Source organism: Neobacillus niacini NBRC 15566 (assembly GCF_001591505.1).
Taxonomy (GTDB): Bacteria; Bacillota; Bacilli; order Bacillales; family Cytobacillaceae; genus Neobacillus; species Neobacillus niacini.
In genome coordinates this window covers 74,476-100,531 of record NZ_BCVA01000016.1, presented here as the reverse complement: position 1 = coordinate 100,531, position 26,056 = coordinate 74,476, and the positions used below count along the sequence as shown (strand labels likewise).

The window sequence follows — 26,056 nt, the reverse complement described above, 5'->3', positions numbered from 1 at the left end:
TCATCGTACAAATCATAAAAAATAAAATCTTCCTTAGTTTCTTATTTCCACGTTTATTAATACGATCACGGTATTGTGTATTGCCAGATTGATAGCGCATAATATCGATGCCAACGTAAGCGTTCAGTTGTTTCGCGTTCTTAAATCGGCGAATATCACCTAGTTCGCCAATAAGTCTGCACGCTGTTGTATCACCAATCCCTGGAAAAGAGCGTAATACGGTATATTCCTTTCTTCCTTCAGACAACATAACCATTTGTTTCACAAGCTGGTCTTTCTTTTCTATTAAATCCGCAATACGTTGGGCATAATCGCGTACTTGATTACAACGAATATCCGTTGGTTCAATGGCAGGATATGAATTTTTCGCAGCTTTTAATAACACGATGGCTATTTTCTCTGCACGTTCTGGTGAAAGTTTTTTACGTGTATTGCTTTTTAAACGATTTTTAATAATTGTCTTTGAATGAGCTAATAATAGTGCTGGATGTGGATACAATTGCACAAAATTTAAAAATAGCGCTGAACTCGGTGTAATAAGTTGTTCCAACTCTGGAAATGCAATATGTAAAATGGCATGCATACGATTGCGTAATAGAAAAAGTTCTTCATCAATCTCTTCATAATAACGAGTAATCGCCCGCATCTGTTCATAATAATCATTCTGCACGTACGTCGTTTCACGTTCCAATTTAAAGTGGGTTTTCGCTAACTCATGGGCATCGCTAATATCGGTTTTGTGTCGACGCATTGAAGCCATTTGTAGGTTCGCTTCAAGCGGGTTCATGCGACAGTATGTATGTCCGTGATCCCGTAGAAACTTTTCAACTGATTTTGAATAGACACCCGTCGCCTCAAATACGATTTCGGGGGCTTGTTCATCAAGAGCTGTTATTTCCTTAATACGAAGGTGTAGCTGCTCAAAATCAATGCGTGTATGATACAATTCCCCTTCAAATTCACATTGTCTATAGCCATTATAGATGGCAATGGTACTTATCCCTTTACTTACATCAAGAGCGATGACATGTTTCATATAGATACTCTCCTTTTATAACCAATCATAGAAGTCTTCACAGTGCCTTATCGATTCCATTTTCTTATACACGGTCTCTAGGACCCAACATACTAAACTGATTCAAACAAGGGTGTGAAGTTGGTCTGTTTAAGATACGGACTCTTACATGGTCCCATAGACGGATCGACCTTCCTTCACTTCTACTATAAAAAAATAGTAGCACAAACCATGGCCTTGGTTTGTGCTACTAATGTTAGTATGTTTAAGCTATTTTCAGAGCTAATTCCTAAATAAGAGAAATTTCTCCGCTTATTTTTCAAACTAGCTTTAGCGGCTAATAAACTTGTCCAACTTACGGGTGCTCTAGTAAAAAAAGTGAATTTAAAAAAGGCTTAGAGATATTTGCATCTCTAGGCCTTTTGACTGTGAAATATTCTGTAAGTTATTTGATATGGTCTGCGGTTTTCCGTTTTGCACCTCAAAAGTAAACCCGTAAAAATTTTTGCAGGGTTGTTCTTTTTTTGTTAATCCTTTTTTCGATTGTCCTAAAAAATACATACATAATCAAAAAAATAGTACACTTCTGTCCTGATATGGGATAGGCTATGATGTTTATATAGGAGACCGGTCCCTATCGAAAAAACAGAATTTTGAAAACGTTTTATATTTGGGGGAGGAAGTGAAAGGAATGAAGAAATCCCACCTCTTTAAGTTGGGAAAAAGAACACTATCAGTCATGCTTATTACTACGCTAACAGCAGGGTTGGTTAACTTCCATGCACCGGCGAAACAGGCAGAGGAGACCATTGTCTTTAAAAAACAAGTCGGCGGTGTATTTGATGGAATGCCGCTATTTGACGGTGTGCCTGAGCATTTAGATGAGTTTGTTGACACTTACTTTGAATACACAGGCTTAGAAGGACCAGCAGTTTATGCAACTGGTTCGAGAAATCATTACACGTTACAGCGTGGTGCAAATGCCGGAAAAGTTATTCCGGGTGCTCTTTCAGCAGCTGATAACGTTCAAGGAATTTCTACAGACTTTCCGGCATTAGTAGGAATGGGCCAAACCTGGAACAAAGATCTACTTTCTGATATCGGAAAAGTAATGGGAAGCGAAAAAATCAGTACTCTTAAAGTAAAACAAGGCGAATCGAACATTCATGGCGGTGCCAATGCTTCAGCGACCGTTGCATTTACGGTTGTAAGCGATATGCGGGTTAATCCATTGAGTGGGAGATTTGACGAGGGATTCTCGGAAGATGCTCATATGGCAGCTGAGATGATTGACGGTATGGCAGCAGGTCTTAGTGGAACGGACCAAGAAAAGAGTGACGATGGGTTCTGGATGCGCGCAGCAGTCGGAACAAAACACTTCTCTGTATATAACGCACAGTGGTTCCGCCAAAGTGCGAATAATAGTGCAGGTGCCCGTTCGATTTTTGAATATCAAACGCGCAGTCCTTTGAAAGCGCTTAGCACCGGTTCAGTTGCGGGAGTAATGACATCATTTGGCCGTACTAACGGTATACCTAACATTCTTTCCCCATATCAAATTCATGCTAATGATTTTTCTAAGTATGGAGTTTATAGTTCTCCGGACTTTAATGGTGACCAACTGGTCTTCCAAGGTGCACAAGGGAATGGCTACGACACGCAATATGCTACAGATCGAACAAATGCAACGATTTTAATGATTTTGGCTAAGGCGAACGCTGGTCGTCCGGGACCTAATGTGCAGAATGCATTGGACGATGTTGCAGCTTTAGTTGATGCTGTTGAGCAAGGCAAATATGATCTTACGAAAGAAGATTTAATAGAGGCTGCTCGTCCCCATGTAAACCAATTGGTTCGTGTTGGTGTCTTTAATGAAGTAGATGAAAATGGCATTCCAAAGAACTATCCTTTCGCACAAGAAGCGAAGGATGTAAGAGCAGTACCTGCAACGTTCAATGCACCTGAACATCAGGAAGTAGCTTTACGTGCAGCTCAGGAAAGTATCGTGCTGCTTAAGAATGATGGCACACTGCCTCTTGAAAAAAATAAGAAAGCTGCAGTTTCCGGTGTCTATGCAGATTCTAGATTCAAAACTACCTATTCGGTTGGAACAACACCAAGTATCGAAAACTCTGGTATCTCTCCGTTGTCGGCGATTATTAAAGCCAACGGGGCAAGCAATGTTTCTTACGACCCGGCAGTTAAAGTTGTTGCATTGAAATCCAAACTGAACGGACAAACCGTTTCAGCGGACGTTAACGCACTAGATGTAACAAAAGGTTCCCAGCTTGTTACGACTTCCGAAGCTTTAGATGTGACCAACCCTGCCCATTTGTTCGAGGTTTACAATTGGGGACAAGAAGGATATAGCTTGCGTTCAGTAAAGAACGGACGCTGGGTAACATCTCCGACAACCGCTAATGCAGCTGTCGAGAATTCAAATAATACACCATTAAATCTTACCAATAACGACTGGGATCTTGCACAGATGGTCGGACAAACGAGTGCAATCCCGCCAACCATTCGTGTGGAGAAGAATGAAGATCAATCGGTTTCACTGATCGCAAGCGGATTCCGCACTGGTTTCTCAGGGGATTTCACCAATTGGTATTATTCAAATGGACGATTTATAACAACAGGTTCTGATGGGAAATTGAAAACAGCTGCCTCAATCCTTGGTAATAAAGCAAATGCCGCTAACCGAAATGATGAGGTGAAATTTGAAGAAACCGTTGTTAAAGAAGTAGGCGCAGAAGCTGTCAAACGTGCAGAAACGGACGACTATGCGGTTGTTTTTGTCGGAGCAATTCCACGCCACAGTGCAGGGGAAGGAAATGACCGTTCTGACTTAAATATGAGTAATGCAGACTACGAACTAGTTGATAAAGTCTCTGCTGCTTTTGCTGCAAAAGGGAAAAAGACCGTTGTCGTGGTAAAAACAAGCTTCCCTGTTGGCATGGAAAAAATCCAAAACAATCCGAATGTATCTGCTATTGTATACCAGCCATATGGCGGACAGTATGAAAGCAAAGCGTTAACTCAAGTTCTATATGGTGACTATGCACCAACTGGCCGTTTGTCTTCTACCTGGTATGCAGATATGTCGTCATTCCCAGCTATTAGTAAATACTCTATCCCTGAGGGGAACACAACAATCAGTCTAGCAGATATCGACCCACGATTTGAGATAGATATGACGAATGCAGACCCTATTGAACAGAAGCTGACATATATGTACACAGAGGCAAAGGTTACATATCCGTTCGGATATGGTCTTTCATACAGCAGCTTCTCCTACAGTGATTTCACTGCACCGGTAAGTGCTGACGAAAAGGGTCCATTTGAAGTCAGTGTAAAAGTCAAAAATAACGGTAATGTAAACACCTCCGAAGTTGTTCAGTTATATGCAAAAAATAATAAATCAGTATATGGAGATTATGCTCCTCAAAAACAGCTAGTTGCATTTGAAAAAGTTTCCCTGGATGCAGGTGAAACAAAAACAGTGACCCTTTCTGTTGATCCTAAAGATTTAGCTATCTGGGATGTCAATAAAGGTGATTTCATTGTAGAAGAAGGAAACTATACGCTAATGGTAGGAAGTTCATCAAAAGATATTAAAGCAGAGAAGGAAGTCAAGGTAGCTGGCGAATCTCTTGCAGCACTGCCTGCAAATAAGCCGTTTAATGTGTTTGACCATGCCTTTGCTTCTAACGAAGTGGTTTATCATGAAGTATCTAAACAAAGAACCGCAGAAAATTTAAAAGCAGAGAAAGTGGTTGGCGGATATCATGCTGTCCGTTCGAAACAGAATGGATCTTGGATAGCATTGCCGAAAGTAGTTCTGACAGGCTCAAATAAGGTAACAGCCTCTGTTGCAAGTGATGTGGCTGGCGGTAAAATTACTTTGCATGCTGACTCTGTAAACAGCGTTCCTTTTGCAGAAATCAATGTTCCAACTACGGGCAAGAACACATATACCATTCAAAATGCCGGGGTAACGGTAAACGAGTTAGGCTATAAGGAGGTAACGGTCGATTTGGGTAAAAATGCACCAAAAGGACAGCATACGATCTATATAAAATTCCATGCACCGGACCTTCGAATTGATAGCCTCTCTTTTAAGGTTAAGTAAAAAGTATAACCTGTTTTAAATAATAGAAATACAGCCCTTGTCAATGGCAGGGGCTATGCTCTATTTTTCTATGAGACTCATTTAAAGTAAAAAATCATATAGTAAAACTCTAAATTTCAGTTTATGATGACAGTATAATAGTTACGTGCGGAGAATCTTAGGTGAATACATATTTTTGAAAAGGTGGACAATCATGAGAGAAAGATTCAGAAGAGTCAGAAACCATTTTCACAGTGATAAAATTAGATATAAATATTTTTTCATCATGATCTGTTTATCTATTTTTCCACTCATTTTACTAGGTTTTATTTCTTTTAATATTGCCAAGAATACACTAGTTCAAAATCAGTTGGAAACCACAGGAAATAATCTTCAGTCATATAGTGAGGTGACTGATCTATTATTTCGAAACATCATCAATATGGAACGTGTCATTTCATGGAGCACGAGTGTACGCCAGGAGTTAGTGGACAGTGCGGCTTTTTCAGAAATAGGAAAGAATGTCTTAGACGAGAATACAACAAAACGGATGCAAGATTTAATATCTAGCTATTTTATTGATACAGAAGATATTGATTCCGTTTGTCTTTTTGATGTTTATTTCCGTCCTGTTTGTTACGGCAATCATAATAGTATTGGAAGTTATGATACAAGCCACATCTATAAGGATATCGCAGATTCAGATTGGTATAAAGAAAGTGTACATGCACAAGGAAGACCGATATTCTACAGTTATAATGTCCTCGCACTTTCAGAAGATGATACCACTTTTTCATCGGTAAAGCTGTTACGTGACCCGCAAAATGTCTTTAATCCAAAGCAAATTGGCTTATTGGTTGTTAATATTAAAAAATCAATGTTTTCTAGAGTCATAAATGATGATAGTGAGAGTGTGATTGCTGTTATTGATTCTTCAAAGAATGAAGTAAATACCGTTTTTAGTAATCCATCCACGTTGGATTCCGATTTTGGTAGTGGGAAAGACATTCAGGCAACTTTTCAAAAATTGAAACAGCAAGGGTATCTAATTAGCAGCTACACAAATCAAACCACTGGTTGGACTTTCGCCAATATTACGAAAGAAAAGGACCTGCTTAAGCAGTCCAACAAAATTGGAATCATAACAGCGGGTATTTCTTCTATTATCGCTTTTATGGCGCTATTAATCTCTTTCATTCTATCAGGAAAAGTTGCAAAGCCATGGGTGCAGTTAAAGAGAATGACGATTGACTGGGCCAAAGGATTGTGGGGGTCTGGTGAAGACCATGAGACTGATACTATAGGAGCAATCGGAGAAACATTTCAACGAATAACGGTTGAAAACAAAGAGTTAAATGAGCGGCTTGTTCATTCACAGTTAAAAGAGCGGGAGGCTGAACTCCGCGCTTTACAAGCTCAAATAAAACCACATTTTTTATACAATACTTTGGACTCTATCTATTGGATGGCAATCTTGCAAAATAACCGTGAAATAGCAGAAATCGCAGTGGCCTTATCAGAAAGCTTTAAATTAAGCTTAAATAATGGAGAAGATAAGATTCCTATTGCAAAGGAACTGGAACATATCCACCACTATTTAACCATCCAAAATCTCCGTTACAAGGACCGCTTCCGGTATATCGAAGATGTAGATCCAGAATTACTAAATAAACCTATTCTTAAGCTTTTGCTGCAGCCGTTTGTAGAAAATGCCATTTATCACGGCTTAGAGCCAAAATTCGGGGAAGGCACAATTGAGTTAAAAGGAAGAATCTCTGGTGAATGGATACTATTCACGATCTGTGACGATGGTGTAGGAATAGAGGATCTGAACATTACAGAAAGTGGTTATGGACTTAAAAATGTCCGTGAAAGACTCCTATTGTTTTATGGAGAAGATAGTTCGCTTAACGTAACGAGTAAGGTAAATGAAGGAACATGTATAGAAATTAAATTTCGCGATGTTCGGGGGGATTAGATTGTTAAAAGCTGTTATTTTTGATGATGAATACATCGTTCTTCAAGGCTTACAAATGATGATCGACTGGTCAAAATACGGAATAGAATTAGTCGGAACCGCTAGTAATGGGTATGCTGCTATTGATCTTGTTGAAACCCACTCACCGGACATTATTTTTACTGATATTCGAATGCCTGGGATGGACGGCTTACAGGTTGTAGAGAAAATCCTCGCAGCAGCACCCGAGATTATATGTATCGTTTTTAGCGGTTTTAATGAATTTGAATATGTAAAAAAAGCGATAAAGCTTGGTGTTTCAGATTATTTAGAAAAACCAATTACCATTCCCATGATGGAGGAAACACTAAAAAAAATTCAAGAAAAAGTACAACAGCAGAAAAGCGTGTTATCTCTCGAAGAAAAATGGGAGAATAGCCGTATTGAACTGATAGAAAAAGCAACCCTGGGTTTACTCCTTGAAGGTGTGGAGGCATTACCTAAGTGGAGGAACAGCTTTGGTGAAGGGTCAAAGGATATTGTAGGGGTAACGGTCCTTGCGCTATCGGAGAAAATTCAAGAGTTGCCAAATGACTCATCGTATCTTCCAGTCTATGTTCGGAATGGAGCAGAACATTTGCTTGTCATCTTTCATTATCATGAGGATACAACAGAACTATGGAAGCGATTATTATATTGGCCGGGTGAAAATGGGATATCGATAGGATCTGGCCGTACCTATCAAAACCTAATTGATGCACCCAAAGGGTACAAAGAAGCACTGCAGGCATTAAGATATGGTCACTTTCTAGAACAGGGAGGATGGACACGATTTGAAGAGATTGGAGAGAATCCAAATATCCCTGGTGATTTATCTGAACTAGAAGAATCTATCATTTTCTATTTGCGTACTGGTGATAAAACAGGGCTATTTAAACAGCTTAGTGAATTTATTAGTAAAATTCAATCCCAGCGCTTAAATCCAGATTTGATCGAGAGGGAAATATTAAAGTTGATTTATCTAGGAATGGAAGTGGCAAAAGAAACAGGGGAAGATATATCAAAAATAAGTCAGGGAAATTACTTGCCCCATATCGAAATTAGGATGCTAAATACAAAGGAAAAAATGTTTAATTGGCTCAAGAATCAAATGGAAATGATTATGGATTGGTTCCTTTTGATTCGCAGGGATAAGAAGCATGAAGCAGTAGAAAAAGCCTGCGTTTATATTCAAAAAAACTTTTCTAAGGATTTGACTTTACAGGATGTAGCAGACTATGTGGGGATGAATCCTACCTACTTCAGTCTTCTCTTTAAGGAGGAGATGAAGATTTCGTATATTAAATATTTAACGAAGTTTCGGATTGAGCGTGCGAAGGAGCTTTTACTGGAAGGGTATAAAGTAGCAGATGTTAGTGAAAAAGTTGGATACCATACGTACCGCCATTTTTCTGAATTATTCAAGAAACAGGTTGGAGTAAATCCTGGACAATATCGAGATTCCTTTTAATACTCATTAAATAATAATCTACTACTAATGAAGAAAGAAGCGGGAATGAGTATGTTAATTGTTAGAAAAGTTATGACACCATTGTTAATCCTAGCGCTATTTATTGGCGTATTGACAGGCTGCAGGAGTAACGAAGGTAGTATATTAAATACAACCGATCCAAAAGAGAGCACCATTAGTATCTTAATTGATAATCAAATCGAACAGGATGGCATCAGGGCGGTTGCTGCAAAGATTGAAGAGAAATACCATATTAAAACAGAAATAGAAACACGCCCGAGCGGTGTTGAAGGTCATGAGGTCATCAAAACCCGATTAGCGACAGGTGATATGGCTGATTTGGTATTTTATAATTCCGGATCGCTTTTACAGGCGCTTAACCCAGAGCAATACTTTGTTGATTTAACACAGGAGCCTTTTATAAACAATGTAGAATACTCCTTTAAAAAGTCAGTAACCGTGAATGACAAAGTATTTGGACTTCCATTTGGGAATGCATTAGCTGGCGGATGGTTTTATAACAAAAAGGTTTATCGTGAGCTCGGACTTTCAGTTCCAAAAACTTGGAATGAATTGATAGCAAACAGTGAAAAAATTAAGGCTGCTGGTAAAACAGCAGTGATCGGTACATACAAGGATGATTGGACCTCTCAGCTAATCGTTCTTGCCGATAACCACAATGTCATTTCTCAAAACCCGACCTTTGCTGAGGATTTAGCTGCCAATAAAGCTAAATTTGCTACTTCACCTGCAGCATTAAGAAGCTTTGAGAAATTATCAGAAGTATATCAAAAAGGTTACTTAAATAGTGACTATAAAACAGCCACTTATAAGGATGGAATAGAAATGCTTGTAGATGGGACTGGTGTTCAATATCCAATTGTCTCAGGTGTTTTGTCAGTAATTAAACGGGATTTTCCAGATAGAATTAATGATATTGGATTTTTCCCTCAACCTGGCGACAGTTCTGATACAAATGGAATGACTGTCTTTATGCCTGCTGCGATTTATGTTAACAAGAATACTCAGAAATTAGAGGCTGCAAAAAAGTGGTTAACTTATTTTGCATCTTCCGAGGGAGTAAAAACCTTTCTTTCTAATAAAATTATTGTTGGTCCTTTAGCGATAAAGGGTAGGGAGGTTCCAAATAATATCATACCTGCAGTGAAGGATATGTTACCTTATTTTGAATCCGAAGACACCACTCCGGCACTCGAAAACCTTATCCCATTAAAGGGGCCAAATTTACCACAAATAACAGCACAAGTAGGCAGCGGTCAGCTATCTGCAAAAGCCGGTGCAGCATTATACGACCAGGATGTAGAGAAACAAGCAAAGGAACTAGGTCTCACAGGCTGGGAATAGCTAAATTATTTGATCAGACTTCTTTCTATTAACAAAGAAAGAAGTCTTTTTTTATGTACCTAATCCAAAAAAATCAGACGTATATCAAAAAAAAGCATCACTTAAAAACTCAGTTGAAAGCGCTTAAAATTAAAGTATCACCAAGTAAGAGCCAGTAATTTTAGAAGAGACACTTTATAAGGGGGAAAAAAGATGTTCAATACTCAAAGAAAAAAGTTAGTACCATTATTACTTAGCAGCGCACTAATGGCAGGAATAATAGCAGGCTGTAACAGCAAAGAGGAAACCACTTCAGGTGGGGGGAAGAGTTCAGAAACAGAAACGGTAACATTTTTAATTGATAACCAAACACAACTAGATGGAATTCAAGGGATCATTGATGAATTTGAAAAGAAAAATAATATAAAAGTAGAAATAGAGACTCGTCCGGGCGGCTCTGAAGGTGATAATATTATCAAAACTCGTTTAGCAACCGGGGATATGACTGATTTGGCTTGGATTAATTCAGGATCCTCGCTGCAGGCAGTTAATCCAGAGCAAAATTTCGTTGACCTAAGTAACGAACCTTTCATGGAAACTATCATGGACGATTACAAAGCAGCAGTTTCTGCAAATGGGAAAGTGTTTGGAATTCCGGGTACTCCAACGAATGCTGGCGGCTGGTTATATAACAAAAAGGTTTACTCCGACCTTGGCCTTTCTGTTCCAAAAACTTGGGACGAATTAATGGCTAATAACGAAAAAATTAAACAAGCTGGTAAAACAGCTGTTATTGGAACATTCAAGGATACATGGACATCACAAGTAATTGTACTCGCGGATAACTACAATGTCCTTCAAGAAAATCCGACTTTTGCCGAAGATTTTACTGCAAACAAGGCAAAAATCGCTACTACTCCTGCAGCACTCCGCAGTTTTGAGAAATTAGAAGAAGTATTTAAAGCAGGTTACATGAATAAAGAATTCCTAGCTACTGGCTATGATGCAGGGTTAAAAATGTTAGCGGACGGTGAGGGAGCTCATTATCCAATGATTACGTTCGCATTAGCAAATCTTGCAACAACCTTCCCAGACAAAATGCAAGATATCGGAGTTTTCGCTCAGCCAAGTGACAGTGCAGACAAAAATGGTTTAACGGTGTGGATGCCAGCAGGTATCTTTATTAACAAAAATAGTGAGCATATTGATGCAGCAAAGAAATTTTTAGAATTTTACGTTTCTCAAGAAGGTGTGACAATCTATTCATCTAAAATTCCGCCGACTGGACCGTTTGCCATTGAAGGTGTAGAACTTCCAGATGATGTTTACCCAGCCGTAAAAGACATGATTCAGTACTTTGATGCGGGTAATAATGCTCCAGCTCTTGAATTCTTGAGCCCTGTCAAAGGTCCAAGCTTGGAGCAAATTACAACACAAGTTGGAAGTGGAATTAGTTCTGCAAAAGAGGGCGCAGAGCTATACGATAAAGATGTTGAAAAACAAGCAAAACAACTAGGTCTTGAAGGTTGGTAAACAATCATTTTCGTCAATAATTCAGTGGCCCTGACTAGATTCTAGCAGGGCCACTATTTTCAAAAGGGTTGAAGGGAGGAACAGCAGGTGAATAAGTTAGCAAATAAAACGTATACGTACTACTTCTTATTACCAGCAGGAATTGTTTATTTTGTCTTTTTCTTGTTGCCAACGATTATGTCCCTGTTTTTCAGTATGACATGGTGGACATTAACAGATTGGGAATTTATAGGTCTAGAAAACTTTAAAACTTTTTTATCAGAACCATCTTTAAATATTGGTTTTAAAAACACATTAATATATGCAGTATTAACAAGTGGTTTGAAAGTTATTTTAGGCTTATTGCTCGGAGTGTACTTAAGTTCAAAGTTAAAAACAGTAGGATTTATTCGTTCCATGATCTTTTTTCCGACACTGTTAAGTACGATTGCAGTTGGTATTGCCTTTACGATGATGATGCACCCATCACAAGGAATTATCAATATCGTCCTTCAAGGATTAGGAATTGCCGGTCCTGACTGGTTAGGGGATACCGATATTGCGCTTTTATCTGTCGCATTGGTGGATGTGTGGAAAGGAGTCGGGATGGCAACCGTTATTTTTATTGCAGGTATTATGTCAATTCCACAAGATTATTATGAGGCACTTAAAATTGATGGCGGAAATGCGTGGCATAATTTTAAAAGTATTATAATACCGCTTAGCCGTCCTGCCATGAACACAGTTATTATTCTCTCTTTTATTGGCGGGTTACGTTCTTTTGATTTAATCTGGACGATGACAAAAGGAGGACCAGGATTCAGTACGGACTTGATTGCATCTATTATATATAAGCAGTATCAAGCTGGCTTTTTCGGCCTATCAACAGCAGGTAATGTTATTTTATTCATACTGGTTTCTGCCTTAGCATTCCCTCTATATTCGTATCTCAATAAAAAAGAGGTGGATTTGTAATGAGCAAGGTTGTACTTGGGGATCTGGAAACAAAACCTATTATAAATCGGAAAAATAAGACAAAAATAGGCAAGAAGCTATGGAACATTTTCATTGAAAGTTTCGGGGTCGTGGCAACATTAGCGATCTTTGGAATTCCCTTTTATTTTGTCATTATTAATGCGTTTAAAAATACACAGGAATCTTCTTTATTGAATATGAATTGGCCTAGTTCTTTTCATTTGATGGAGAATATCCAAGAGGTAATAACCGCGCGAGATGGAATGATTATTCGGGCATTTTTTAATAGTGTTATGATTACTGGATTGTCTATCATTCTTTTAATCGTCCTGGGTGCTGCTGCTGGATATGTTTTACAGCGAAAAGTGACGAAAGTGACTCCTTTTTTTAACTTTCTGATTCTAGCTGGGCTGATTATTCCCCCAGCTGTGGTTCCGACCATATGGGTACTGCAAGAAATAGGTTTGTTTAAAACACTGCCAGGAATCGTCCTAATAGAGGTGGCACTAAACTTGCCATTTACGATTATTTTGTATCGAGGATTCATGGTTACGATCCCAAGGTCACTGGACGAGATGGCACTAATTGATGGATGTGGAAGGTTTCGGTTATTCTTTAATATCATTTTACCGTTGTTAAAACCAGTTTCTGCCACTGTCATCGTATTGACTGCCGTTAGCGTCTACAATGATTTCGTAAATCCTTTATACTTTTTTCCTGGTGCAGAAAACGCCACATTACAGTTAACACTTTATAATTTCATGAGTATGTACATTACAAAGTGGAATTTATTGTTCACGAATGTCCTATTAATATCCATTCCACCGCTCATCTTGTTTATTATCTTCAACAAGAAGATCGTAGCAGGAATGACAGCGGGGTCAGTTAAGTAACAGGACTATCATATTATTGGTATTAACTATATATACAAAGGGTTGTGTTAATTTAGACTGTTGATTTCCGCCCAAGGCACTTCGCTTTCCGCGGGCGTGCCGGGGAGCCTTGGAATATCGACACTATATTGTTACCGTAATTTGAAGAGCCTGGGTTTATCGTCACTATCCTGGTCTGATTGTTCCAATAAATGGGAGAACCTAGGATTATGGGCACAATACCGGCCAGATTGTTCCGGTAAATGGGGGAGCTTTGGATTATAGGCACAATAACGGTCAGATTGTTCCGATAAATGGGGGAGCTTTGGGATTATGGGCACAAAGCCGGTCAGATTGTTACCGTAATTTGGAGACCGTGGATTTTTCGAGGAGTCTTCGTGCCTTATGCCTCCAATCAACAGGTGCAAAATTAACAATTTCCGTTAACACAGCCATAAAAAAATAGAATGAAGACCCAGTTTTGCAGTTCTTCTGTATGAATCGGGTCTTTTCCAATGGGGGGAACAAAATGGAATGGAAGGCAAAATGGATTTGGGATCAGAGCGGTGAACATCCAAGAAATCAGTGGTCATGTTTTAGAAAAACATTCACCGTTCCTTCTAATACTGGAATGACAACATTGTCACTATCCGCAGACACAAAGTATACGGTTTATATCAATGGTGAGCTAGTAGGATCGGGGCCAGTTCGTGGCTGGACAAACGAATGGTATTATGACCAGTACGAATTAAGCGGCTTAAAAGAAGGAGAAAATGTCATTGCGGTTTTAGTAAACCATTACGGAATGGGAACCATGCATTATATAGAAGGACGGAGTGGATTAATCGCTCAAATTGATTTCTATCAAAATAATCAGGTCCTTGATCAAATCCTAACGGATGAAAGTTGGAAGACCTCCAATCATGATGGTTTTGTTAAAGAATCGGTGAAAATGTCTAATTGTTTATCCTGGGCAGAAATTTATAATGCAGAACGATTTAATAATAACTGGGAACAGCTTCATTTTGATGACTCTTCTTGGCACAATGCTGAAATTATTGGTGCTTATGGGATGAGTCCTTGGAAAAATCTCGTCCCTAGGGACATACCCCATTTAACCAATGAACCTATTTATCCAAAAAGTGTTATAGCAAGAAAAGAAGTAAAACCGATTTCTCAGCACTTTTCTATTGATTTAAAACCGTCCTTTTTTCCCGGACAATTTGATAATAACTCTGGAAAAATCATGCAAGGTTATGTAGTCACTGAAATCCATGTGAACGACGATGTTGAAGGAGTTATGACCCTTACCTACGATGCACATGCAGAAGCCAAATGGGAGTTTAAACTAAACGGGTTAGAATATAAAACACAAAATGGAAAATATGAAACTGTTAATTTAAGAAAAGGTGCAAACTTATTAATAGTAGATGTAGGAGGGTCTTTTCATGAACCAACTATACATTTAGCTTTTGATTTTCCTGAAAAAGTACATTTCAAAGCACCTTTTTCCCAAAACGATACAAGATTTTCAGTCATTGGACCTTTCTACACTGAAACCCGGTTGCAAATAGGTAACCTTGTGCAAAATTTTGTCCCACAAAAAGAGGATTATTTACAGGTAAATACAGTTTCATCGCTTAGTGAATTAGAATTATTTAGAAAGTGGATTAAGGATATTCCCGAAACCCAAGTTTGTACGGATAATGTAAGCCTCCTTTCCATATTTAAAAAAGACATTAAAACACATTCTCTGAACTTCCAGCATCAAAATATGATACTAGCCAATCAAAGTTTTACAAATGTTCAGCCAATGGAACAAGGAGATACAGAATACCTAATTGATTTTGGTAAGGAATATTTAGGATATATCGAATTTGAACTAGAAGCTGCCAAAGGAACGATTTTCGATATTTTCTTGTTTGAAAGTATCCATCAGGATGGGAGAATTGAGCATACTTTTTCTTTGAATAATTCCTTGCGTTATATTTCGAAATACGGCAGGCAGCGTTATCGATCCTATATCCCGAGGGGTTTTCGGTATATGCTGCTTACGATTCGAAATCAAAAAAGTCCTTGTAAAATCTATCAAATCAAAGTAGATGTAACAACATTCCCAACAGGAAATGTAGGAACCTTTAGCAGTTCTGATTATCAATTAAACCAAATATGGGAAATTTCAAAGCACACGATTCGTATGTGTGCTCAGGATACGATTATTGATTGCCCAGCCTATGAACAGGCTCTATGGACAGGTGATTCGTATAACATTTCCCTGATGAATTACTATTCCTTTGGTAACTATGATCTTGTTCGGCGATGTTTAAGGTTAATTTCTAAATCTGTTTATCGTTCTCCGCTGCCAGAATCCCATGTCCCAAGTGGATGGCAAAATGTATTAACGGCATGGTCGATTTTATGGATGATGGCCTGCAGGGAATATTATCGATATTCTGGCGACTTAGAATTTATTAAAGAAGTCTACCCTGAACTTAAGTTGACCGTTCAACGTTTTCAAGAATTAATGAATGAAGATGGATTAGTGGAAATTTATGCCTGGAACATGTTAGATTGGGCCCCGATGGATACTGGACATAACATTATAACCCATCAAAATGCTCTCTTAGTCGAAGCTTTAAGACAAACAGCTTATCTAGCTATGACCATTGGAGAACACGAAGATGAAGCCAACTTTATAAAGCTAGCCAATAGCTTAAAACAGGCGATAAACAAACATTTATGGGATGAAGAGGAAAAATATTTTATTGATAGCATTCATGAGGATGGAGAAAAATCTAAAGCTCCCAGTATTCAAACCAATTTAATCGTTTATTTATCTGAATGCGCAGAAGGACAACGCAGGCAAATAATAGAGGAATATTTAACAAAACCGCCAAAAGATTTTGTGCAAATAAAAAGTCCTTTTGTTCTTTTTTTCTATTACCAGGCTTTAATGGGTTTAGGTGAAAACGAGATGATACTAGATAATATCCGGGAAATCTATGGTTTTATGCTGGAACATGACGCGACAACATGCTGGGAAGGCTGGGAATTGATTGACGGTGACTTTAGCCGCAGTCATTGCCATGCCTGGTCTGCTGCCCCAACCTATATTTTTGGTGTACTGTTTTTAGGCGTGAAGCCACTAGAACCAGGTTTTAAAAAAGTAGCGATATCTCCGAATTTAAATGGCTTAAAGTGGATGAAGGGGTCTGTGCCGATTCCACAGGGGAAGATTGATATCTACTGTAAAGATTTAGGGGAGTATATTGATTTGCAAATAACGATGCCAGACGAAGTAGAGGCGGAGATTGTCACAGGTACAAACACCAAAGTTCTAGTGAATGGTAAAGATTACTTATACGTATGAACTTATTAATCCGCACGCACAGTGATAATGACTTGTGCGTTTTTTTTGTTATGGAAATAATTTTTTATTTTTTAATATATTGTCACCAGATTATTATCATGTTACTATTAGTTGAAATTAAATCCCTTTAAATCTGGTCCAGAGAGGCCAAAAAGGCGAAAATAAAATTCATACATAATTTATTATGTCTATGAATGCCTTTTTGTCCTTTGGATGAAAGGGCATTTTTTTCGCTCAAAATCTTTTAATCGGAGTCCTGTGAGGCTCGAAAGGAGAACAACAAGAATGGATTATCGTAAAAAAACAGTAGTCGCGTCAGTAGCAGGTTTAACATTAGAAGGCATGGATATTATGTTTATATCCTTTGCGATGTCGATGATTATTGCGGAGTTTCATATCGATATGGCAGCAGGCGGACTTATTTCTTCCATTACTAATTTAGGAATGCTAGCTGGGGGAGTTATTTTCGGTATTTTAGCAGATAAATTTGGGAGAGTTAAAATATTTACCTATACGATTCTATTATTTGCGGTCGGAACAGCATTAACTGGTCTTGCACAAAATATTGAACAAGTATATTTATTTAGATTTATTGCCGGCTTAGGTGCAGGTGGAGAATACGGAATTGGGATGGCTCTAGTAGCTGAGGCTTGGCCAAAAAATAAACAAGGGCGCGCTTCCTCCTATGTAAGTGTTGGTGCCCAATACGGTGTTATTCTAGCAGCACTTCTTAGTGCGATGATTCTTCCGTCATGGGGATGGAGAGGGTTGTTCTTCGTTGGATTGGCACCGGTTATTTTCGCCTTTATCGTTCGAAAGAAACTAGACGAATCACCAGCATGGCTGGAATCACAAAAGAAAAAGCAACTCGTTCAGAAGCAGGGAAAACTTAAGCAATTATTTGCTACACCTAGAACTACAGTAACAACACTTGCTTTAGCAATCATGGCAACTGTACAAATTGCAGGTTATAATGGATTGATGATTTGGCTTCCATCCATGCTCCAACAATCTCAAGGCTTATCCGTTTCAAGCTCGGCGCTTTGGACGATTAGTACAGCAGCAGGGATGATTGCAGGTATGTTAACTTTTGGACAATTCATGGATCGGTTTGGAATGAAGCGTTCGTACGGAATCTTCTTATCCGCTTCTGCTATTGCAGTCTTCCTATATTCCTATGCTTCAGGCAGTACAGGACTTCTGATTGGCGGTGCAATTGTTGGGTTCTTCTCGAATGGAATGTTTGCAGGTTACGGAGCTTTAATTAGCAAATATTACTCTGTTGAAATTCGTAGTACAGCAACCAATACCATTTTTAACTTCGGTAGAGCCTTAGGGGGATTATCTCCTATATTAGTAGGATATATCCTGCAAAACGCAAATGTAACAGTAGCTATGGGATATCTTGCGGCACTTTATTGTATCTCCTTCCTAGCAATGATTACTTTGCAAAAAGGAAAAGGTAAACAGGAAGAAATCCATACTTTAACTGAAGCAGTGTGATGTTATAAAAAAGCCAATCTTTCCGACATACATGTTGGAAGATTGGCTTTTAATTTGTAAAAAAAAAGAATTTTTGGAAAATAGCATTGACTCGCTTGAATGAAACATGATATAAACACAGTAAGAATTTTAGTACTTTAAAGCAAAAGGCTTACAAATAATGACAAAAAAGGATATACAGGAGGAATTACTTTCATGGGACATCGTAGTAAAATTTTAGATTGCACCATTCGAGATGGAGGCTTAGTTAACAATTGGGATTTCAGTGTTGAATTTGTTCAAGACTTATATAATAGCTTAAGTGCTGCTGGTGTAGAGTACATGGAGATTGGTTACAAAAACTCCCCAAAACTACTGAACGCGACTGAGCCAAATCCATGGAGATTTCTAGACGATAATTTCTTAAAGGAAATCTTCCCTGAAAAAAAATCCACTAAGTTTTCTGCTCTTGTGGATATTGGCCGTGTAGATCCAAATGATATTTTACCACGTGATCAAAGTGTTTTAGATATGATTCGAGTCGCATGCTATATCCGAGAAGTTGATAAAGGATTAGAGCTCGTACAAATGTTCCATGATTTGGGTTATGAGACTTCACTAAATATTATGGCGTTATCGAGTGTACCTGAAAAGCAGCTTACCAAAGCATTTGATATGGTGAGAGAAAGTCCTGTAGATGTTGTTTATATTGTGGATTCTTTCGGAAGCTTAGATCCTGCGGATATCGAACACCAAGTGAAAAGATTCCAAGAATTAATCCCAAACAAAGAGCTTGGAATCCATACGCATAACAATATGCAGTTAGCATTCGCCAATACATTAGCTGCCATGCAAAATGGGGTTACATACTTGGATTCATCTGTTTATGGCATGGGCCGTGCTGCAGGTAACTGTAACACAGAACTACTTGTAAGCTACATCCAAAAGCCAAGCTATGAATTGAAACCAGTACTAGAAATGATTGAAAGGCACATGCTCGACATGCGCCAGAAGTGGGAGTGGGGTTACATCATTCCGTATATGATTTCTGGAGTATTGAATGAACATCCACGTGTCGCAATGGCTTATCGTGACAGCGCCGATCGTGATAAATTTGCAGACTTTTACGATAAGGTAACATCACCAGAAGTTTCTGTTTCACCAGCGACAAAATAATTTAGACTGAAAACAAGTACCTCTCATCTCAGAGGTACTTGTTTTGTGTTTACACATAAAATCTCTACTTTTTTAACCCTCGATATTTTGCTGTTGTTAATTCTTGAATATATTCCTCAAGCTCAGGCATTTCCATTTCTTTCGCTATCTGTATGGATGCCTCAATATCATATGGAACTCGAACAAGCTGTATCGAAAAAACTCCATTTTCACTTTGGTTATATTCTCCCTCAAGAATGGCGTAGGAGGCTTGCGTGAGGTCAAGCGGATTTCCTACACTGCCCACGTTGCATAATGTTTTCCCTTTAATATTTTGCTGGTAGGCATTATGAATATCTCCATAAAATACAACATCTGGCTCTCTTTTTCCTGCTATATTTTCTGTGTGGTCTGTGTTTTCGAACATACTTAAGCGACGTTCAAGTGCATCCCACGGTTGAATTCTTTCGTACACACTCCGCGGTGAAGCATGAAACATTCTGACTAGCTTACCGCTCATTATAAATTCTATTGAAAACGGCAGTTCTTTTAAATCATTCATTTGTACTTTCGTTAATTGGTTTTGGTGCCACTTGATGGTGTCGGACTCTTGAGGTTTAGGAAAGAAATCATCCCAATTGCCTCTCACCACCGTTTCACAATGCTTTTGAATCATTTGTATGGCCACGCTTGATTGTGGCCCTTTACCCACTAAGTCACCTAAGCAAATAATTCTCTGAATTTGTCTAGAATAGATGTCAGTCAGTACCGATTCTAGTGCAGGGATATTTCCATGAATATCTGAAATAATCGCGATTTTTTCCATTTAAAAAAACTCCTAACCATTTATATGAAAATAATTCTCCACTTGTCTCTTCATTTCCTGTAGATTTTCCTGAAATTGTTTATGCCGATGACCATTACTCCCTGAGGGGTGAGGGAATCCCTTCAAAGTATGTTTATTTTTATAACAGTGGTCAAGCACTTTGCTTACATTTACCCCTAAAGGGATCATCAATGGATGTTTGATTCTAGAGATATCCTTAATAAAATTATTTTTTACAAATTCCAATAGCATTTCCGTTTTTAATATATCTGGTCTTGAACCGTTAAAATTTTTATGATTGAAAAAGACTGCATGTGGAAGGATGGAGGTAGTGTAGACAAGATGACTAGCTGTTCCAAATAAATCGCTTGTTGAAGAAATGCCCAGGTATCTTGGCAAGTCAAGTTCATCCAACATCGTTATAAGGTTTTTTCTCATCGGTCCCTCGAAACTAGCACTTTTTTTAACCTGATGAAGGAGCTCCTCATCATGTAAATGTCTATTCTCAATCACAGTTGTATACGCTTTTTTCATCTGGTGTAGTCCAGGTGTAATCCCTGCAATAACAACACGAGCTTTCTCATTTATGTAGTCAAATGGGGTGTAATAAACTTCAAGTTTTTTCTTTTCATCTTTTTTCAATAAGAATGTGGAATTTAAAAGATCGTGATCCGATAAGGGCAAATCTAGAGAAACAATTTTTTCTTTATATAAATGGAATTTTGCTTCCGTAACCATTCCCATGAAAACTACCTCCAGTCAATACAAAGGTCACCTTTGTAGGCACAATATAAACATCATTACGCAAAAAAATCTGGCATAGCAAAAAAATTTTGCAGTAATAGCTTGTTAAGAATACTAAAATGTAGATTCCTACTAGGAAAAACATTTGGCACACTTATTGCATTATAAAAATACAAGATATAAAACATCTCTATGTTGCTAATGGTGAGAACCAGGGCATAGAAAACCTGATTTGATTTTACTGAAATATTAGGAAGGCTCGGTCTAAAAAAATCATTGAATAGGAGGGCATTAGTATGTGGGTCATTACGGTGTATTCAGAATCAAGTATTCGTATGTTTGAATTTGATAATAAAGAGGAAGCAACTGCCACTTACAAGAGTATAGAAGGATGTAAATTCCTCAGTGAAGTGATCTACTATAATGATTTTGATGTAGTTGAATAAGATTTTGGAAGAAAATTTCCTTTATAAAGAAGCATAGACAGTGTTTTAAAGGAATTTAAGATATTTTTTATATTTTTGTAAAAAATTATTTTACTTTTCTTAAAATAGTAACTATTATAATATTGAAAATAGTTTCAAATTTCTAAATCGCTGAAACCTATTAGGCACGGGGGAACCATATGGATGTAAACAATCCAAGGGGTGAATCCTTTTTAAGGTAGGGCTACTCAGGAGGCCCGAATCCGACAGCTAACCTCGTAAGCGTTATTGAGAAGGAAGGTGGAACTTGTGACCCGATTATTTAGTGTCTACAAGTTTATTTCCCGTGACTTGTAGACACTTTTTTGTCCATTTCTGGGTGTTCTATTATTAAGGGGTCCGTACATACGACAAGGTAATGCAATGATCTGTCTGTAATCGCTTTCTATTAAAAAATGAAAGGACTGAGGTACATGTTACCAGAACGTGAAATGGAAAAATTCCAGCATTCAGTGAATAAACAGCATGAACAAACATTAAAACGAGAGTTAAAATCCCGGCATTTAACGATGATTTCAATCGGAGGTGCGATTGGTACTGGACTGTTCTTGAGCAGCGGGGCAGCGATCAGTTCAGCCGGACCCGGTGGAGCATTGCTTGCATATGCAATAGTTGGCGCAATGGTCTTTTTTATCATGACTAGTTTAGGAGAAATGGCTGCTTTTATGCCTGTAAGCGGTTCCTTTAGCACATATGGCACAAAATTTGTCGATCCGGCATTTGGTTTTGCAATTGGATGGACGTACTGGTTTAGTTGGGCGATGACCATTGCAGCTGAGTTAGCCGCCTCAACGATGATTATGAAATTCTGGTTTCCGGATAGCCCTTCTTTGGTATGGAGTGGATCATTTTTAGCACTTATATTTCTATTAAATTATTTATCTGTTAAGGGTTATGGGGAAGGTGAATACTGGCTATCCTTAATTAAAGTATCAGCGATTGTTATCTTTATTATTGTTGGCTTACTGATGATTTTCGGCATTATGGGAGGAGAAGCAGTAGGGTTTAAAAATTTCACAGTGGATAAAGCTCCTTTTTCAGGCGGTATTTTAAGTGTATTTGTTGTTTTTATTGCAGCAGGTTTTTCATTCCAAGGTACAGAAATCGTAGGGGTTACCGCAGGAGAAAGTGAGGATCCAGCGAAAAATGTACCCAAGGCGATTAAAAATGTTTTCTGGAGAATCTTGATTTTTTATATTTTGGCGATTGCTGTAATCGGTCTTCTTATTCCTTATACCAATCCGAATTTACAAAATGATAGTGTGATGGTCAGTCCATTTACCCTCATATTTGAAAAGGCAGGGATTGCTTTTGCTGCATCACTTATGAATGCAGTAATCTTAACGGCCGTATTATCTGCTGGTAATTCTAGCTTGTATGCTTCGACACGGATGTTGTATTCGATGGCGAAAGCGGGACAAGCACCGCAGATTTTTGGGAAACTAAACGACCGTGGTGTTCCGGTTGCTGGTATGATTTTAACATGTGCAATAGGTGCGCTTGCCTTTTTAGCTTCATTTTTTGGAGATGGTACCGTTTATATTTGGTTAATGAATGCAATCAGTATAACAGGATTTATCTTTTGGCTGGGTATTTCCATCAGTCATTACCGGTTCCGTAAAGCTCTTATGGCTCAAGGGCATTCTTTAGATAAGTTGCCTTATAAGGCGAAATGGTTTCCGATTGGGCCGATCTTTGCGATTGCTTGTGGAATTATCGTCATCTTAGCTCAAAATTTCCAAGCCTTTCTTGCTGACCAAATTGATTGGGGCGGAGTGGTAGCAGCTTACTTAGGTATTCCATTTTTCCTAAGTTTATATGTTGGATATAAACTTATTAAGAAAACAAAAATGGTTAAACTTGAGGAAGTTGAGTTTGACTTTGACAAAAAATATAAATAATCAAGAAAAAACAGGCTCTTAGGAATACTCTAGGAGCCTGTTTTTTTCTAAGAAGCCTTTAGGAAACGGTTTGCTGTTGCTGTTGACGAAGTTTTCGAGCAGCTGTCACCATATTTTTTAATGAGGCAATGGTTTCGTTTTCATTTCGAGTTTTTAAACCACAGTCTGGGTTCACCCAAAATTGTTCTTTTGAAATAATCTCTAAACTGTCTTTTAAGATGGTGTCGATTTCTTCTACACTTGGGATCCGCGGGCTGTGTATATCATAGACACCTAATCCAATACCAAGTTCATAAGGATTTTGTTTTAGTGATTGAATCAATTCTCCATGACTTCTAGAGGTTTCAATTGAAATGACATCCGCATCAAGGGCACGAATCGGCTCTATAAAGTTATTAAACTCGCAATAACACATATGCGTATGAATTTGTGTTTCATTTCTGACACTAGAAGTCGCGAGTTTAAATGCATTTACTGCCCATGACAAATATTCGTTCCAATCCTCTTTTCTAAGCGGCAAGCCTTCACGTAAAGCAGGTTCATCTACCTGTATAATGGCAATGCCAGCACTTTCTAATGCTTGAATTTCTTCCTTTAACGCTAAGGCAATTTGATTGGCTACCTGTTCACGCGAAAGATCATCACGAACGAAAGACCAATTTAAGATGGTGACAGGGCCTGTTAACATTCCTTTCACATACTTAGACGTTAGCTCCTGTGCCTCCGCTACTTCCTCCACAGTCATTGGCGATGTCCACTCGACATCCCCATATATAATCGGCGGTTTCACACAACGTGACCCATAGGAAACCACCCAGGCTTTTTCTGTAAAAGCAAATCCTTTTAGCTTTTCACCAAAGTACTCCACCATATCGGTTCGTTCAAATTCACCGTGTACTAAGACATCAAGGCCAATTTCTTCCTGGATTTGAATCCAGCGTGCGGTTTCACTTTTCAAAAACTCAGCATATTCAGTATCTGTTATTTCACTTCTGCGCCATGCTGTACGAGTTCTTTTTACTTGTTCCGATTGAGGGAAGCTTCCGATTGTTGTTGTTGGAAATTCCGGTAATTGCAAAGCCTCTTGCTGTAATGGTTGGCGTTCTTTAAAGGGCATTGGACGTGTGAAATGCTCTTGTCTAACTTGTGATAAAAGCTCCTTCACACGTGGATTTTTCCTTGCCTCATGCTGCTCTAAGGCTTGAATGGCCACGATACTTTGTGACACACTTTTACTTCCAGACCAATTCTCATCTGAAACGAAGGATGTTATATGCGTTAACTCGATGACTTTCTCATCGGCAAAGGATAATGCGTTTAGTAATGTCTTATCCAGAGTCTTTTCAGATTTGGTTGTGACAGGTACATGCTGTAAACTGCAAGAAGATTGAACCCACGCTTCTTGTACACCGCTTAAGGATAAAATAGCTTTTGTCATCATTGCTTTTTCAGCTAAACTTGCACGCCAAATATCCCGACCATTTATGATACCAATTCCTAATACTTTATCTTGTGGGAACCCGTATTTACGGAGTGAAGCCATATTCTGATCAGCACCATGAATAAAATCAAGCCCAACTCCAGCGACAGGTAATTGTATGAGCTCTTCATACGCTGATAGTCCTTCAAAATAGGTTTGTAACATCAGTTTCGCTGCAGGTACTTCTTCAGCTAATTGTTTATATATTTGTTGAACTAGTTTGATATCTTCAGGTGCTAGTGAAAGGACTAATGCAGGTTCTTCCACTTGAATCCACTGAGCTCCAGCATCTACAAGTTGTTGGAGTACCTGAACATAAAGAGGTAAGAGTCTTAAAATAAATGAGGCTTTTGAAATTGAATCATACCCTTTAGAAAGTTGGACAAAGGTATAGGGGCCGATAATGGTCGGCTTTGTAATTAATCCTAGTTCGAATTTTGCTTCTAAAAAGTAATCTAAAAGGTAGTTTTGAGTTAATCTTAGTGGCTGGTCTTCATATTCAGGTACAATGTAGTGGTAGTTTGTATTAAACCACTTTGTCATCTCTGAAGCGACAACATCGTCAACTCCACGTGCCATCGAGTAATATGTCCTAAGATTTACCTTTTCGCCAGTCCACTTATAACGTGCTGGAATTAAACCGAACATAGTGGCAAGGTCCAGCATACGGTCATAAAAAGTAAAGTCTCCAACGGTAAGGATATCTAATCCTAATGATTGCTGATGCTTCAAATGATTCAAGCGAATGGTCTTCATCTCAAAGATAAACGCTTCCTCCGATTTCTCGCCCTTCCAAAAAGATTCCACACATCGTTTCCATTCTCGATTGCCGCCAATGTAGGGGTAACCAATAGCTGTACTAGCTAATTTCATTTACGATTCCTCCTTTATCTTTTCATATTTCCAAATACAAAAAAGCCATCTCCGACAACTGGAAATGGCTATACAATCAAGTTAAAAGTATGTAAAAAACAATACTGATCTTAACTCGTTTGTCGTACAAATGAATGTCACCACCTATTTCCACGTAGGTATCTGGTGTGTACTAGAGATTGGCAGGTCTCCTGGCTTATCATCAATGCTCCTCACACCTTCCCGTCAAAAGACAGTGGTTTGCGTGATTCACTCCGAATTACAGTTGCGGGACAGCGACGGAATTACACCGTTCTTCCCTTTTAAGCCAAGCATAAGCTTGGCACCAAATCTTACACGATATGTAATTGCAAATTAATATACCATATAAAAAAACTTTCGTACATCGTTTTCAGAGAATTAATTTTGTTATTGTCAAAGTGAAAATAGTATATTATAGTGGGA

The 26,056-nt window shown here is 38.4% G+C and carries 16 protein-coding genes and 2 riboswitches; of the genes, 12 read left to right on the top strand and 4 right to left on the bottom strand.

Annotation, left to right across the window (positions count from 1 at the left end; genetic code table 11):
• On the bottom strand, nucleotides 1-1,036 hold a 1,036-nt coding region (locus tag BANA01_RS14100), incomplete at its 3' end, for an IS110 family RNA-guided transposase (RefSeq protein WP_082799526.1).
• A gap of 670 nt (nucleotides 1,037-1,706) precedes the next feature.
• On the opposite strand from BANA01_RS14100, the gene BANA01_RS14095 reads away from it, so the two are divergent.
• From BANA01_RS14095 to BANA01_RS14050, 10 genes are all read left to right on the top strand, one after another.
• The gene (locus BANA01_RS14095; protein ID WP_063253575.1) at nucleotides 1,707-5,147 is read left to right on the top strand and encodes a glycoside hydrolase family 3 C-terminal domain-containing protein; all 3,441 of its coding nucleotides are present in this window, start codon (nucleotides 1,707-1,709) and stop codon (nucleotides 5,145-5,147) included.
• 193 nt (nucleotides 5,148-5,340) lie between these two features.
• Complete coding sequence (locus BANA01_RS14090; protein ID WP_063253574.1) at nucleotides 5,341-7,104, top strand: sensor histidine kinase; 1,764 nt, start codon at nucleotides 5,341-5,343, stop codon at nucleotides 7,102-7,104.
• A gap of 1 nt (nucleotide 7,105) precedes the next feature.
• A complete protein-coding gene (locus BANA01_RS14085; RefSeq protein WP_063253573.1) occupies nucleotides 7,106-8,593 on the top strand; it encodes a response regulator in 1,488 nt (495 codons plus the stop codon).
• Nucleotides 8,594-8,620: 27 nt separating this feature from the next.
• Nucleotides 8,621-9,958: an ABC transporter substrate-binding protein gene (locus tag BANA01_RS14080; protein ID WP_235847141.1), complete on the top strand. Its 1,338-nt coding sequence runs from the start codon at nucleotides 8,621-8,623 to the stop codon at nucleotides 9,956-9,958.
• Between the two features lie 192 nt (nucleotides 9,959-10,150).
• Nucleotides 10,151-11,470 (top strand): ABC transporter substrate-binding protein, encoded by a 1,320-nt coding sequence (locus BANA01_RS14075; protein WP_063253571.1) that lies wholly within the window; start codon nucleotides 10,151-10,153, stop codon nucleotides 11,468-11,470.
• 87 nt (nucleotides 11,471-11,557) lie between these two features.
• The gene (locus BANA01_RS14070) at nucleotides 11,558-12,424 is read left to right on the top strand and encodes a carbohydrate ABC transporter permease (protein WP_063253570.1); all 867 of its coding nucleotides are present in this window, start codon (nucleotides 11,558-11,560) and stop codon (nucleotides 12,422-12,424) included.
• A complete protein-coding gene (locus BANA01_RS14065; RefSeq protein WP_082799525.1) occupies nucleotides 12,424-13,317 on the top strand; it encodes a carbohydrate ABC transporter permease in 894 nt (297 codons plus the stop codon). Before BANA01_RS14070 ends, BANA01_RS14065 begins: the two co-directional genes overlap by 1 nt.
• Nucleotides 13,318-13,825: 508 nt before the next feature.
• Complete coding sequence (locus BANA01_RS14060; RefSeq protein ID WP_063253569.1) at nucleotides 13,826-16,666, top strand: family 78 glycoside hydrolase catalytic domain; 2,841 nt, start codon at nucleotides 13,826-13,828, stop codon at nucleotides 16,664-16,666.
• A 285-nt stretch (nucleotides 16,667-16,951) separates the two neighbouring features.
• Entirely contained in the window at nucleotides 16,952-18,169 is a 1,218-nt protein-coding gene (locus BANA01_RS14055) for an MFS transporter (protein ID WP_063253568.1), read from the top strand.
• Between the two features lie 195 nt (nucleotides 18,170-18,364).
• Entirely contained in the window at nucleotides 18,365-19,324 is a 960-nt protein-coding gene (locus BANA01_RS14050) for an aldolase catalytic domain-containing protein (RefSeq protein ID WP_063253567.1), read from the top strand.
• A gap of 64 nt (nucleotides 19,325-19,388) precedes the next feature.
• On the opposite strand, the gene BANA01_RS14045 is transcribed toward BANA01_RS14050, so the two are convergent.
• The gene (locus BANA01_RS14045; protein WP_063253566.1) at nucleotides 19,389-20,129 is read right to left on the bottom strand and encodes a metallophosphoesterase family protein; all 741 of its coding nucleotides are present in this window, start codon (nucleotides 20,127-20,129) and stop codon (nucleotides 19,389-19,391) included.
• Nucleotides 20,130-20,141: 12 nt separating this feature from the next.
• Nucleotides 20,142-20,873 carry a hypothetical protein gene (locus tag BANA01_RS14040; RefSeq protein WP_063253565.1) on the bottom strand — a complete coding sequence of 244 codons (732 nt, stop codon included), beginning with the start codon at nucleotides 20,871-20,873 and terminating at the stop codon, nucleotides 20,142-20,144.
• Between the two features lie 296 nt (nucleotides 20,874-21,169).
• Between BANA01_RS14040 and BANA01_RS29920 the strand changes: the two genes are divergently transcribed.
• On the top strand, nucleotides 21,170-21,319 hold the full coding sequence (locus tag BANA01_RS29920; RefSeq protein WP_169803694.1) for a hypothetical protein: 150 nt from the start codon (nucleotides 21,170-21,172) through the stop codon (nucleotides 21,317-21,319).
• Nucleotides 21,320-21,457: 138 nt separating this feature from the next.
• Nucleotides 21,458-21,598, top strand: a riboswitch (cyclic di-AMP (ydaO/yuaA leader).
• 191 nt (nucleotides 21,599-21,789) lie between these two features.
• The gene (locus tag BANA01_RS14035) at nucleotides 21,790-23,259 is read left to right on the top strand and encodes an amino acid permease (RefSeq protein ID WP_063253577.1); all 1,470 of its coding nucleotides are present in this window, start codon (nucleotides 21,790-21,792) and stop codon (nucleotides 23,257-23,259) included.
• Nucleotides 23,260-23,317: 58 nt separating this feature from the next.
• On the opposite strand, the gene metE is transcribed toward BANA01_RS14035, so the two are convergent.
• A complete protein-coding gene (metE, locus tag BANA01_RS14030) occupies nucleotides 23,318-25,612 on the bottom strand; it encodes a 5-methyltetrahydropteroyltriglutamate--homocysteine S-methyltransferase (protein WP_063253564.1) in 2,295 nt (764 codons plus the stop codon).
• A 164-nt stretch (nucleotides 25,613-25,776) separates the two neighbouring features.
• Nucleotides 25,777-25,957, bottom strand: a riboswitch (cobalamin riboswitch).
• Nucleotides 25,958-26,056: the final 99 nt, after the last annotated feature.

Excerpts from the sequence above, each read along its gene's own strand:
- BANA01_RS14090 (WP_063253574.1), top strand. The coding sequence starts at position 5,341 with ATGAGAGAAAGATTCAGAAGAGTCAGAAACCATTTTCACAGTGATAAA.
- BANA01_RS14055 (WP_063253568.1), top strand. The coding sequence starts at position 16,952 with ATGGATTATCGTAAAAAAACAGTAGTCGCGTCAGTAGCAGGTTTAACA.
- BANA01_RS14050 (WP_063253567.1), top strand. The coding sequence starts at position 18,365 with ATGGGACATCGTAGTAAAATTTTAGATTGCACCATTCGAGATGGAGGC.
- BANA01_RS29920 (WP_169803694.1), top strand. The coding sequence starts at position 21,170 with ATGTGGGTCATTACGGTGTATTCAGAATCAAGTATTCGTATGTTTGAA.
- BANA01_RS14045 (WP_063253566.1), bottom strand. The coding sequence starts at position 20,129 with ATGGAAAAAATCGCGATTATTTCAGATATTCATGGAAATATCCCTGCA.
- metE (WP_063253564.1), bottom strand. The coding sequence starts at position 25,612 with ATGAAATTAGCTAGTACAGCTATTGGTTACCCCTACATTGGCGGCAAT.
- BANA01_RS14075 (WP_063253571.1), top strand. The coding sequence starts at position 10,151 with ATGTTCAATACTCAAAGAAAAAAGTTAGTACCATTATTACTTAGCAGC.
- BANA01_RS14035 (WP_063253577.1), top strand. The coding sequence starts at position 21,790 with ATGGAAAAATTCCAGCATTCAGTGAATAAACAGCATGAACAAACATTA.
- BANA01_RS14060 (WP_063253569.1), top strand. The coding sequence starts at position 13,826 with ATGGAATGGAAGGCAAAATGGATTTGGGATCAGAGCGGTGAACATCCA.
- BANA01_RS14080 (WP_235847141.1), top strand. The coding sequence starts at position 8,621 with ATGAAGAAAGAAGCGGGAATGAGTATGTTAATTGTTAGAAAAGTTATG.
- BANA01_RS14065 (WP_082799525.1), top strand. The coding sequence starts at position 12,424 with ATGAGCAAGGTTGTACTTGGGGATCTGGAAACAAAACCTATTATAAAT.
- BANA01_RS14095 (WP_063253575.1), top strand. The coding sequence starts at position 1,707 with ATGAAGAAATCCCACCTCTTTAAGTTGGGAAAAAGAACACTATCAGTC.
- BANA01_RS14040 (WP_063253565.1), bottom strand. The coding sequence starts at position 20,873 with ATGGGAATGGTTACGGAAGCAAAATTCCATTTATATAAAGAAAAAATT.